The sequence below is a fragment of the Pseudomonas typographi genome (genome assembly GCF_014694385.1).
Classification (GTDB): Bacteria; Pseudomonadota; Gammaproteobacteria; order Pseudomonadales; family Pseudomonadaceae; genus Aquipseudomonas; species Aquipseudomonas typographi.
This window is the reverse complement of sequence record NZ_JAAOCA010000034.1, coordinates 1-11446: the sequence shown is the minus strand read 5'-3', so window position 1 is coordinate 11446 and position 11446 is coordinate 1. Positions and strand designations below refer to the sequence as shown.

12 protein-coding genes are annotated in these 11446 nt (G+C 63.8%); 9 read left to right on the top strand and 3 right to left on the bottom strand.

Annotated features, from left to right (window positions below):
• Positions 1–24: 24 nt before the first annotated feature.
• On the bottom strand, positions 25–162 hold the full coding sequence (locus HAQ05_RS22055) for a hypothetical protein (RefSeq protein ID WP_190424589.1): 138 nt from the start codon (positions 160–162) through the stop codon (positions 25–27).
• Between the two features lie 221 nt (positions 163–383).
• Here HAQ05_RS22055 and HAQ05_RS22050 point away from each other — a divergent pair, with 221 nt between their 5' ends.
• Genes HAQ05_RS22050 through HAQ05_RS22035 form a run of 4 tightly spaced genes read left to right on the top strand, consistent with a single transcriptional unit; the run spans position 384 to position 4277 of the window.
• A complete protein-coding gene (locus tag HAQ05_RS22050) occupies positions 384–1292 on the top strand; it encodes a cytochrome c oxidase subunit II (RefSeq protein ID WP_190424587.1) in 909 nt (302 codons plus the stop codon).
• Positions 1289–3343: a cbb3-type cytochrome c oxidase subunit I gene (locus HAQ05_RS22045; RefSeq protein WP_190424585.1), complete on the top strand. Its 2055-nt coding sequence runs from the start codon at positions 1289–1291 to the stop codon at positions 3341–3343. Before HAQ05_RS22050 ends, HAQ05_RS22045 begins: the two co-directional genes overlap by 4 nt.
• Complete coding sequence (locus tag HAQ05_RS22040; RefSeq protein ID WP_190424582.1) at positions 3340–3966, top strand: cytochrome c oxidase subunit 3; 627 nt, start codon at positions 3340–3342, stop codon at positions 3964–3966. The genes HAQ05_RS22045 and HAQ05_RS22040 overlap by 4 nt, the downstream gene beginning before the upstream one ends.
• The gene (locus HAQ05_RS22035) at positions 3963–4277 is read left to right on the top strand and encodes a cytochrome C oxidase subunit IV family protein (RefSeq protein WP_190424580.1); all 315 of its coding nucleotides are present in this window, start codon (positions 3963–3965) and stop codon (positions 4275–4277) included. Before HAQ05_RS22040 ends, HAQ05_RS22035 begins: the two co-directional genes overlap by 4 nt.
• 17 nt (positions 4278–4294) lie before the next feature.
• On the opposite strand, the gene HAQ05_RS22030 is transcribed toward HAQ05_RS22035, so the two are convergent.
• Together HAQ05_RS22030 and HAQ05_RS22025 are read right to left on the bottom strand one after the other, a co-directional pair.
• Positions 4295–4573, bottom strand: coding sequence for a DUF2845 domain-containing protein (locus HAQ05_RS22030; protein WP_238935283.1), 279 nt, complete (start codon positions 4571–4573; stop codon positions 4295–4297).
• Between the two features lie 90 nt (positions 4574–4663).
• Complete coding sequence (locus tag HAQ05_RS22025) at positions 4664–5191, bottom strand: RNA polymerase sigma factor (RefSeq protein WP_190424576.1); 528 nt, start codon at positions 5189–5191, stop codon at positions 4664–4666.
• A 259-nt stretch (positions 5192–5450) separates the two neighbouring features.
• Here HAQ05_RS22025 and HAQ05_RS22020 point away from each other — a divergent pair, with 259 nt between their 5' ends.
• Genes HAQ05_RS22020 through sctO form a run of 5 tightly spaced genes read left to right on the top strand, consistent with a single transcriptional unit; the run spans position 5451 to position 11424 of the window.
• Positions 5451–6581, top strand: coding sequence for a TyeA family type III secretion system gatekeeper subunit (locus tag HAQ05_RS22020; RefSeq protein ID WP_190424574.1), 1131 nt, complete (start codon positions 5451–5453; stop codon positions 6579–6581).
• Positions 6569–8668: a type III secretion system export apparatus subunit SctV gene (gene sctV / locus HAQ05_RS22015; RefSeq protein WP_190424572.1), complete on the top strand. Its 2100-nt coding sequence runs from the start codon at positions 6569–6571 to the stop codon at positions 8666–8668. Before HAQ05_RS22020 ends, sctV begins: the two co-directional genes overlap by 13 nt.
• A gap of 16 nt (positions 8669–8684) precedes the next feature.
• Positions 8685–9629 (top strand): FHA domain-containing protein, encoded by a 945-nt coding sequence (locus tag HAQ05_RS22010; RefSeq protein ID WP_190424569.1) that lies wholly within the window; start codon positions 8685–8687, stop codon positions 9627–9629.
• Complete coding sequence (locus HAQ05_RS22005) at positions 9626–10975, top strand: FliI/YscN family ATPase (RefSeq protein WP_190424567.1); 1350 nt, start codon at positions 9626–9628, stop codon at positions 10973–10975. The genes HAQ05_RS22010 and HAQ05_RS22005 overlap by 4 nt, the downstream gene beginning before the upstream one ends.
• 2 nt (positions 10976–10977) lie before the next feature.
• The gene (gene sctO / locus HAQ05_RS22000; RefSeq protein WP_190424565.1) at positions 10978–11424 is read left to right on the top strand and encodes a type III secretion system stalk subunit SctO; all 447 of its coding nucleotides are present in this window, start codon (positions 10978–10980) and stop codon (positions 11422–11424) included.
• The last annotated feature ends 22 nt before the right edge of the window (positions 11425–11446 follow it).

Sequence of the window (11446 nt, the reverse complement as noted above, 5' to 3'; positions counted from 1 at the left end):
TCCCCAGCAAAGGCCAGGCGGTTCTCACTCACCGTGCTCGCTGTGGCTGTCCAGAAACCACAGGGCCGGTTCATCCGCCCGTAACGCGGCATGGCGCATCAAGGCGTGCGCCAGGGAAGTCGGGCGTTCGAAGAAATTGGCCAGCGCTGTAGCCGTCCTCATGTGCTGGCTGGGGAACGCCGCGCTGCGATCAGGCGGCCTCGTTTCATACAAGCGAAGACGGCTGGCGCCCAGTGGAAATGAGTGTTGGGCCCACGCTGCGCCGGCCCCCCTTCAACCCTATGCGCGGCAGCGGGCGGAACTCCCTCGCGCCGGTGCACCTCGAAACAACCAGTCAAGGCGGGTTTCGACCTTTCGCCATCAAGGCAATGGAGCCTTCGCCAGTGAAGCCACTGACACCCTTAAACGGCAGCACCGTGCTGGTGCGCCATGGCGTACTGTTAGCCCTGCTGCTGGCCAACAGCGGCTGTGGCATAGCCGGCCATGGGTTCGCCGCTGCCGCCGGAGCCAATGCGGCCAGTGAGTACCTGCTATGGCGGGCGATGGTCGCGCTGTGCTTGATCGTGGTGGTGCCGGTGATCGTGCTTACGCCATGGCTGCTGCGGCGCTACCGGCACGGCCGTGGCGCGGAGGTGGCCTACCGCCCGCGCTGGGAGCGCTCCTGGGCGCTGGAGGCACTGTGCTGGGGTGTGCCACTGTTGGTGGTGGCCGCCATGGCGATGATCACTGCCCGGCAAACGTTTCAACTCGACCCCTATCGCGCGCCCGACAGCTCGGCCGCCCTCGACATACAGGTGATCGCCCTGGATTGGAAATGGCTGTTCATCTACCCCGAGGCGCACCTGGCCACGCTCAACCAACTGGTGATTCCCCAGGGGCGCAGCGTGCACCTGCAACTGACCAGTGCGGCGGTGATGCAGTCGTTTCACGTGCCGCAACTGAGCGGGCAAATCTACGCGATGGCCGGCATGGCGACGCAGCTCTATGTTCGCGCCAGCCAGCCGGGCACCTACCAGGGCCGCAACAATCAATTCAACGGCGAGGGCTTTCAAGACCAGCGCTTTACGGTGCAAGTGCTGGATGAGCCGGCTTTTACTGCCTGGGCCAGCGCTGCCGGCCAACGACCGGCGCTGCTGGACTGCGCCGAGCTGGCCCGGCTACGCCTGCCAGGCGTCGAGCCGATGGCGCAGGTGTATGGGCGCAGTACACCAAGCCTGTTCGGCTGGTTGCTGGCCCAATATGGCCCACAACCGCCGGGCTGCCCCGGCCTGCCAGAGGCTGCACGCCCATGAGCGATCTACACGGCTGGCTACTGGGCAGGCTCAGTTGGGATGCGCTGCCGTTCTACAGCGCGATTGCCACCGTGGCCGCCGGCGTACTGGTAGCCGGTGTGCTGGCAGCGGTGCTGTTCATCGCCGCCACCCGGCGTTGGGGCTACTTATGGCGGGAATGGTTGACCAGCCTGGACCACAAGCGTATTGGCGTGATGTACGTGGTGCTGGCCCTGGTAATGCTGGTACGTGGGGTGATCGAAGGGGTGCTGCTGCGCACCCAACAAGCGGTGGCGATCAACAACCCAGGGTTCCTGCCGCCGGAGCATTTCAGCCAACTGTTCACCACCCACGGCACCATCATGATCTTCTTCATGGCCATGCCGTTCTTGACCGGGTTGATCAACATCGTCGTGCCGCTGCAAATCGGCGCCCGTGATGTACGCTTTGCACTGCTCAATGCGATCAGCCTGTGGCTGACCGTAGCCGGTGCGGGGCTGGTGATGATTTCGCTGGTGCTGGGGCGTTTTTCCACCGGCGGCTGGAGCGGCTACCCGCCCTACACCGAGCCGCCCTACCAAACCGGCGTGGGTCCGGATTACTGGATTTGGGCGCTGACCTTGAGTTCGATCGGCGCGACCCTCACTGGGATTAACTTTGCCACCACCCTCTACAAGGAACGGGCGCCGGGCATGGCCTTCATGCGCTTGCCGCTGTTCGCCTGGACGGCGCTGTGCACCAGCATCCTGATGATCTTCGCGATGCCGCCGCTCACGGTAGCCACCCTGTTGCTGGCCTTGGACCGTTACCTGGGCTTTCACTTTTTCAGCAATACCGACGGCGGCAACCTGATGAACTACATTAATTTGTTCTGGCTGTTCGGCCACCCAGAGGTATACATCCTGGTGTTGCCGTCGTTCGGGATTTTCTCGGAGGTGTTTCCGACCTTTTCCGCCAAAAGGCTGTACGGTTACACCTCGCTGGTGTTGGCGACACTGGCGATTACCGTGCTGTCGTTCACGGTGTGGCTGCACCATTTCTTTACCATGGGCCAATCGGCCGGGGTCAATGCGGCCTTCGGTATCGCCACCATGCTGATCGCCATTCCCACCGGGGTGAAAATCTACGATTGGATGCTCACGATGTTTCGCGGGCGGGTGCGCCTGACCGTGCCGCTTATTTACGCCAGCCTGTTTTTGATGCTGTTCGTGGTAGGTGGCCTGACCGGCATGACCCTGGCCACACCGCCGGTCGACTTCCAACTGCACAACACCACCTACCTGGTCGCGCACTTTCACAACATGCTGATCCCCGGCACGTTGTTCGGCCTGCTGGCCGGCTATACCTATTGGTTTCCCAAGGTGTTCGGCTTTCGCCTTAACGAGCATTGGGGGCGTGTGGCGGCCGTGTGCTTCGGCCTGGGCTTCCTGCTGGCGTTCATGCCGCTGTACCTGTTGGGCGCGGCAGGCATGCCCCGGCGCCTGAGCGTGATCCACCAAAGCGCCTTCGCACCGGCGTTGTGGGTGGCCGAAGCCGGTGCGGTACTGCTGTTCGCGGCAGTGGCGAGCTTGGTCGTGCAATTGATCGTGAGCATACGCCAGCGCGACCATACGCGTGCCCCCTTGGGCGACCCATGGAATGGCCGCACCCTGGAATGGGCAAGCCCTTCCCCGCCGCCGGCCTACAACTTTGCCGTGCTGCCCGCGGTTCACGACCGTGATGCATTCATGTGGCTGAAGGAGCAAGGCCAAGCCTATCGCGCGGTGGTTCAGCCGGCGCCGATCAACATGCCGCGCAACACGCCCGTGGCGCTGTTCATCGGTGCGGCCAGCTTCGTGGCGGCGTTTGGCCTGGTGTGGCACATCGGCTGGGCGGCACTCGGCGGCGTGCTGGCGGCCGTGGCCTGCGTGGTGGTGCGCAGTTTCAACCGGCACACCCATCAGACCGTCAGCAGCGCCGAGCTCGCCGCCGAGCATAACCGTTGGGTGGCCGCCGTGCAGGCCGCCGAAGCGGTGAACCGCGACCTTGAGCTCGACCCGCGCAACCGCGGCCGCGCGGAGCCCACACTATGAGCCCGCGGCATTTGCACCCCGGGCTGAACCACCCGCGCAGCCCGGAGGCAGAACAGGCCGAGGTGGGCAGCAGCGTGTTCGGCTTCTGGATTTTCTTGATGAGCGACGCGTTGGTGTTCGCCTTGCTGTTCGCCGTTTACGGCACCCAGGTCCACGCCACTGGCAGCGGGCCGCACCCGGCGCAGGTGGTAAACCTACCCAGCGCCTTGCTGCAGACCGGCTTGCTGCTGGCGAGCAGTTATACCTTTGGGTTAGCCTCGCTCGCGCTGAAGTTCAAGGCCGAGCGCCCCGGCCTGGCCAGTGCCTGGCTGTGCGTGACATTGCTGCTGGGCCTGGCCTTTCTCGGTGCCGAAGTCCACGACCTGGTGGACCTTTACCAACGCGGCGCGGCCCCCCAGCGCAGCGGATTCCTGTCGGCACTGCACACGCTGGTGTGCATGCATGGGCTGCATGTGGCCACCGGCTGCCTTTGGCTGCTGGTGATGCTGGTACAAATCCGGGTAATGGGCCTGGCGAGCGAGGTGACCTCCCGGCTGATGCGGCTAGCGTTGTTCTGGCACTTTCTCGACATCATCTGGGTCGGCATCTTTACCGTGGTGTACCTACAGGGGGCCAGGCTGTGAACGACGTTGCCGCTTACCGCCGCACGTTGCGGCTGTACACCCTCGGGCTGGTGCTTGCGGTGCTGTTGACCGCCGTGTCGTTCGCCGTGGTGGGCCTGACCGCGCTGAACGGCCCCGGGCTGTGGTGGGTGCTTTACGGCTGCGGGGCCTTGCAGGTGATGGTGCACTTTCGCTGTTTTTTACACATCAGCCTGGCCCGCTCGCACCGCCACGACTTGTGGCTGCTGCTGTTTTCGGGGTTGATCATAGCGCTGATGGTCGGTGGGACGTTTTGGGTGTTGCTCAGCCAGATGGCGCGGATGGGCGGGTAAGATGCGGCGGCCGGTGCCTACGGCGCCTCGCGCGACGTGCGAATTTCCACCAACTTGCCTTCGATGAAGCGCAAGTACCGATACGCGCCATTGCGTGGCCCATACACCCAACGGGTCACCTGAACCGCCTGGTAACGCGGCACCCCGTCAGCACGCAGGGCGGGGTATTCGGTGTGTTGGTATTGCGGCATGCCACATTTGGCCTGCACCTCGCCGATGGGCGCGCCCTCGGCGATCAGCTCAGTACCGCAGCGTAGGGTCGCCTGCGCGTGCGCGGCCGCCAGCAGTATCAGCAAGGGCAGTGATAACCCACAACGAGCCATAGGCACCCGAGGCGAAGGCAATAAGGTACGCCCAGTTTAGCGATACGCTGCTGGCCCCTACAACTAAGCCTCCATCTGCCGCTTCAACTGCTCGCGCGCGCGCGACAACCGCGAACGCACGGTGCCGATCGGTACGCCCAAGCACGAGGCGGTGTCTTGATAATTGCCGTCCATCTCCAGGCTGACCTCTATCACCTGCTGCATATGGCTGGATAACTGGCCGATGGCCTGGACGGCGCGCGCCAACTGCCGATGGCCATCGACCTCGTGGCCGATGTCGCCGCCCGGCACCACATTGGAATGCATCTGGTCCTCCCAGCTTTCCTGATAGGGCTGGTTGTATAAGCGCCGGAAGTGGTTGCGAATCAAGTTCACGGCGATACCACACAGCCAAGTCTGTGGTTTGCAGGTGCCTTGAAACTTGTGCTCGTTACGGATCGCTTCGAGAAACGTGCATTGGAGGATGTCATCGACGTCGTCCGGGTTCATCACGCGCTTCTGGATAAACGCTCGCAACATCTGTACCTGGTCGCTAGTGAGTTGGCGAATACCAGCAGATACATGGGGGGTGATGGACACGCTCGTAGGCATTGGGCTTACCTTTTAGGGGGTGTGGTAAGGGATGCTTAGCGATAGCCGTGCCATGTTAATAATCGGCTTCAACCCACTGTTATAAAACGATATTCATACTTACCTCAATCTCACCTAGCGCAAGTTTTTGCGCAACTGCCGCGGCGCGGCGACGGTGTTTTGCACAACCGGCCAGTGACCCTGCAAGCACTGGCAAGCCGATGGAACCGGCGCCCCTGGCAAGCCACTCAGGGCCCAAGACTTAGCCCAGAGGCGCGCCATGAAAATCGCCCCGCCGATCACACCGCAGCACATGCCACCAGTGGTACCGCCCAAGCCCCATGCTGCGCCGCTATCGCCGTTGCACCCGGGGCCGGTTACGCCTGAAGAAACCACCCAGGCATTGGCGCACCTCGATGCCGCCCTGGCGGAGCGGGGCCAGGTAAGCAACCAGCGTGATCAAGCGGCGGTCATCAACGGCTTGCAGTCCCAGGCGACGCGGTCACTGGAACGCACCCACCAGTTGATCGCCCACTATTACAAAGGCTTGGATGCCGCCACGCGTTCTTTGCGCAGGCAGTTGCAGGGCCGCCAATTGCGAAACCCCAAGGAAACACTCGCACACATCCTCGACAGTTGTGGCGATAACCCCGCCGTAGCGCACCGGTTGATGCAGGCGGCAGCCCGCCAGGCGAAAGACGAAGGGGATGACGGTGAACACCTGTTCTTCAGGCGGCAGCTCAAGCTTCTGTGCAAGGAGCACGGCAAACCGGGGCGCAACCGCCCCAACCCACTAAAAGCGCGGGAGCGGGCCCGCGGCAAAACACTGCGTAAAACCGCCCCCGACGCGCTGTACAGCGCCGCGGTCAATGGCCCGTTGAACGTGGTGGGGCTGGTCGATGCCCTGCTCGGCGAAATGCGCGAACACGGCCAGTTCGAAACCTCGCTCCGGGAAATACGTTCGGACATGGCGGCAGACGTCGCCTCGGCCGCCGCCGCCAATGCACTGCAGCAAGCGCGGCCGCTGATGAATGGCCTTGCCACCGCGCGGCATGTGGCCGCCCTACTGCGTGAATGCGAACACCTGCTCGGCCGCATGCGCAGCAAGAACCCAGACATGCAGGTAGAAGGCATCGCCCTGCTGCGGCACCTGCTCACGCTGATCGGCAAGCTGATGGAACCAGAGCAAACACGCACCCTGGTCGAACTGCTCGGGGGCAGCCGCCTGCGCAACCAGTTGGCCTGCCTGAACGAGCTTAAACGCATCTTGAACCAGCGGTTGCCGGTACGGCTGTGGCGGACCACGAACGACTATACAAACGTCCAGAAAAACCTGCTGATCCTCAGCACCGTGCTCACCAACGAGGAACAACGGCTCGCCCAGGAGAACAGCGCCTTATGGAACGCGTAATCAACCTGCTGAACGGCATCGCGCTCGCAACCATGCGCCGCTCGGAAATCGTCGGCGCCTTCGCGGTGATCGCGATTGTGTTCATGATGATCACGCCCATGCCCACTGCCTTGGTGGATGTGTTGATCGCTATCAATATTTGTATTTCCTGCCTGTTGATCATGCTGGCCATGCACCTGCCTCGGCCGTTGGCGTTTTCGACCTTTCCGGCGGTGCTGCTGCTCACCACCATGTTCCGCCTGGCCCTGTCGATTTCGACCACCCGGCTGATTTTGCTGAACCAGGACGCCGGGCATATCGTCGAGGCGTTCGGGCAATTCGTGGTGGGTGGCAACCTGGCCGTAGGCATGGTGATTTTTCTTATTCTCACCGTGGTGAATTTTTTGGTGATCACCAAAGGCTCGGAGCGGGTGGCGGAAGTGGGCGCACGTTTTACCCTCGATGCGATGCCGGGCAAGCAGATGTCGATCGACAGCGACCTGCGCGCCAACCTGATCACCGTGCACGAGGCACGTACCCGGCGCTCCGAACTGGGTAAAGAAAGCCAATTGTTCGGCGCGATGGATGGGGCGATGAAGTTCGTCAATGGCGATGCCATCGCCAGCCTGATCATCGTGGCCATCAACATGATCGGCGGTATCGCCATCGGCGTAGTGCAGCACAACATGGCCGCCAGCGAGGCCTTGCAGCTGTATACCGTGCTCACCATCGGCGACGGCTTGATTGCGCAGATCCCGGCACTGTTGATCTCGGTAACCTGCGGCATCGTGATCACCCGGGTGCCCAATGGCGACCCGACGGTGCAAAGCAACATCGGCCGTGAAATCGCCGAGCAAATCACCAGCCAACCCAAGGCCTGGATCATCGCCTCGGTGGCCATGCTTGGTTTCGCGGCCTTGCCTGGCATGCCCACCGCAGTGTTCATCGTGATCGCTATCGTGTGCGGCTGTGGCGGCACACTGCAGTTGTACCGGGCGCGCCCGCCCGCGCAGCAAGATGAGGCCGAAGCCGTGGCGCCGGAACTGAACGGCAATGAAGACCTGCGTACGTTCTCCCCCAGCCGCCAGTTCGTATTGCAGTTTCACCCAGACCAAGACCCGGCACAGATAGAGGCGCTGGTCAGCGAGATCCGCCAACGGCGTAACCGGCTGGTGGTGCAGTACGGGCTGACCTTGCCCTCGTTCATCATTGAACATTCGCCGTCGCTGGCGCCCGATGAGTTCAGGTTTTCCGTGTATGAAGTGCCGCTGCTCAGGGCCACCTTCACCCAAAGCCAGGTGGCGGTAGAGGCCCGCGCATTCGAGCAGCAAGCCCCGCTACACGCGGTGGGCGGGCATGTCGACCGGCAGGAAGAGGACTGGCTGTGGATGCCGGCCGACACCGCGCAGGGGCAAGGCGAGGCGTTCGAAGTGGTCAGCGCCCATACGCTGATCGTCGAGCGCATGGAGCGCGCCCTACACGCCTGCGGCCCGAGGTTCATCGGCCTACAGGAAGCCAAGGCGATCCTCGGTTGGCTGGAGTCCGAACAGCCCGAGGTCGCTCAAGAAATGCAGCGGGCGGTGCCGCTGGCCCGCTTTGCCGCCGTGTTGCAACGGCTGGCCTCGGAGTGCGTGCCATTACGCTCGGTGCGGGTGATCGCCGAAACCCTCATCGAGCATGGCCAGTACGAACGTGAAATCACCGCGTTGACCGATTACGTGCGCATCGCCCTGAAGTCGCAGCTGTATCACCAATATGCTGGCGCCGAGGGCTTGCTGGTGTGGCTGTTGACCCCGGAAAGCGAAGGCGTGCTGCGTGATGGGCTGCGCCAAACGCAAACCGAGACGTTCTTCGCGCTGGACAACGAAACCAGCCAGTTGCTGGTGCAGCAACTGCACTTGGCGTTTCCGCTCAGGGCCCAGGAAAAAGCCGTGCTGTTGGTGGCCCAAGACCTGCGCAGCCCGCTACGGACGTTGCTGCAGGAAGAGTTCCATCACGTGCCGGTGATGTCGTTCGCGGAAATCAGCGCCACCGCCCAGGTGAAGGTGATGGGCCGCTTCGAACTCGAAGAAGAAACCGCGGCCCTGGACAACCACTATGCTGCCTGAAGAGAGGGCACCTGACATGTTCGAGTTGCGGGTGTTGACCGGGTTGCATCAGGGCGCCGCATTGCCCCTGGTGGGTGAGCAATGGCTGATCGGCTCGCACGATGAACTGGACCTGGCGCTGCATGACCCTGGCGTGGAGCAGCGCCACTGCCGCCTGCGACGCGACGGTGAGCGCTGGACCCTGAATGCCGAAGACGGCGCGGTGCTCGATGACGAAGGGCACGCCCTGGCTACGCTACAGCCAGGCAGCCCCTTTGTATTGGGTTCGGTGTGGTTGGCGGTGGCCGCAGCCGACACCGCCTGGCCGACGCTGCCGGTGCCCGCCCCGGGCGCCGCCGCGCAGGGCGCTGGCGACCCACCGACGCAACCCTCGGCCGGGCATTCGGCGGCCAGGCGGCGCCCGTCGCTGTTCAACCGGGTCACGCTCATCACCGTGGGCATTCTGGTGGGAGTGGTCGGTAGCGCCTGGAGCCTGTCCCACAGCGACGCCCCCAGCGAGGCAGCGCTGGTGGGCACCGGGGTAGACAGCGCCGCCGGCCAATCGGCGCCGCCCGCGGCCGGCGATCACCGCACCCGCCTGAGCGCCGAGCAAGCCCAACTCAGGCTTAAAACCATGCTCAGCGACCGCCTGCTGAACGATGTGACGGTCGAACAAACGGCCAAGGGCTTGGTGTTGCGGGGTAACCTTCAAGAAGAGGCGCGGCCGGTGTACCAGCGGATGCTGGAACGGTTCGAAGGCAGCTATCAAATTCCGGTAGCCTTGGTCGATGAGGTTTCGGCCGGGGGCTCGGCGCTGCCGTTCGTGATCGTGCAGATCATGTCGGGGCCGCAGGCACACCTGGTGACCGCAGATGGCAAGCGCTTGTACGTCGGCGACGAGTTGGCTGGGCTGCGCCTGACCCGTATCGACGATGGCCGCGTAGAGTTCGAGGGCGAACGCCACTACGAGGTGCGTTGGTGAACGCCGCCCTGCAGCAGTGGGCCGCTGGGCAGGCCGCACGTCTGGCGCGTTATTCGGCGGTGCGCGCCAGCGGCCGTGTGAGCGCCGTGAGCGGTATCTTGTTGCAGTGCCAGGTGCCGGCGGCAAAGGTCGGTGAACTGTGCGAGGTGAGTAAAGCCGACGGCAGCAGCATCCTGGCCGAGATCGTCGGGTTTACCCGCGACTGTACCTTGCTCAGCGCCTTGGGCACGCCTGATGGCATCCAGGTCGATGCGCCCATCCGGCCCTTGGGCATTGCCCACCGCATTGGCGTGGACGAACGCTTGCTGGGCAGTGTGCTCGATGGCTTCGGCCGGCCCCTGTTGGCAGGCGCCGAGGGCGCCTTTGCCGGGCCCAACGACACCCGCCAGACCGTGCCGGTGATCGCCGACGCCCTGCCGCCGACCCAACGGCCGCGCATCACCACCGCCCTGCCTACCGGCGTGCGTGCCATCGACAGTGCCATCTTGCTCGGCGAGGGGCAGCGCGTGGGGCTGTTCGCCGGCGCTGGCTGCGGCAAGACCACGCTGATGGCGGAATTGGCCCGCAACATGGGGTGCGATGTGATCGTTTTCGGGCTGATCGGCGAACGCGGGCGGGAACTGCGCGAGTTCCTCGACCACGAACTGGACGATACCTTGCGCCAGCGCTCGGTACTGGTGTGCGCCACCTCAGACCGCTCCAGCATGGAACGCGCCCGCGCCGCTTTCACCGCCACGGCCATCGCCGAGGCTTACCGGGCCAAAGGCCTTAAGGTGTTGCTGTTGCTCGATTCGCTGACCCGCTTCGCCCGCGCCCAACGAGAAATCGGCATCGCCGCTGGCGAACCGTTGGGCCGGGGCGGCTTGCCGCCCTCGGTGTATACCTTGCTGCCTCAACTGGTGGAGCGCGCCGGCATGAGCGAGGCCGGTTCGATCACCGCGTTGTACACGGTGCTGATCGAGCAAGACTCGATGAACGACCCGGTGGCCGACGAGGTTCGCTCGTTGCTCGATGGCCACATCGTGCTCTCGCGCAAGCTGGCCGAGCGCGGGCATTACCCGGCCATCGACGTACAGGCCAGCATCAGCCGGATCCTGAGCAACGTGAGCGGCCGTGAGCACCAACAGGCGAACAACCGCCTGCGCCGGTTGATGGCGGCCTACCGCCAAGTAGAGATGCTGCTGCGCCTGGGCGAATACCAACCCGGCGGTGACCCGGTCACCGACTGCGCGGTGGCGCTGAACGAACCGATCAATGCCTTTTTGCGCCAAGACCTGCGCGAGCCGGTGCCATTGCAAGACACCCTCGCCGCACTGATGCAACTGACAGCGCAACTACCGGAGTGAACATGGACGAAGAATTGGAAGCCGACCCACAGCGCGCCGCCCTCGAAGAGGTGATTCGCATCTTGGCGCCGCTGCGCCAACATCGCCAGGCCAGCGCGGAACGCCAGCAACGCCAGGCCGAACGTGAACTTGACAGCGGGCGCGAACGCCTGGCCCAAACGCGCAGTGCCTTCGCCGATGAGCGCAGCCGCCAGGTGGAACAACGCCAAGCGCTTGCCCTGGAGCACGTCAACCAAGCCTTGACACTCAACGATGTGGACCGCTGGCATGACCAAGAACGCAGCCTGCTCGACGACTTGTCACGGCTGCGCCAGGGCATCGACCAGCAAACCCGAGCGGTGCAGGCGCAACAACAAACGCTGAAAAACGCCCAACGAGACGCCAAGGCCGCCCAGCGCGCCGTGGAAAAACTCGCCTGCCTGGCCGAGGCTATCAACGATGAAAACTGAACCGCGACTGCCCAACCCACCC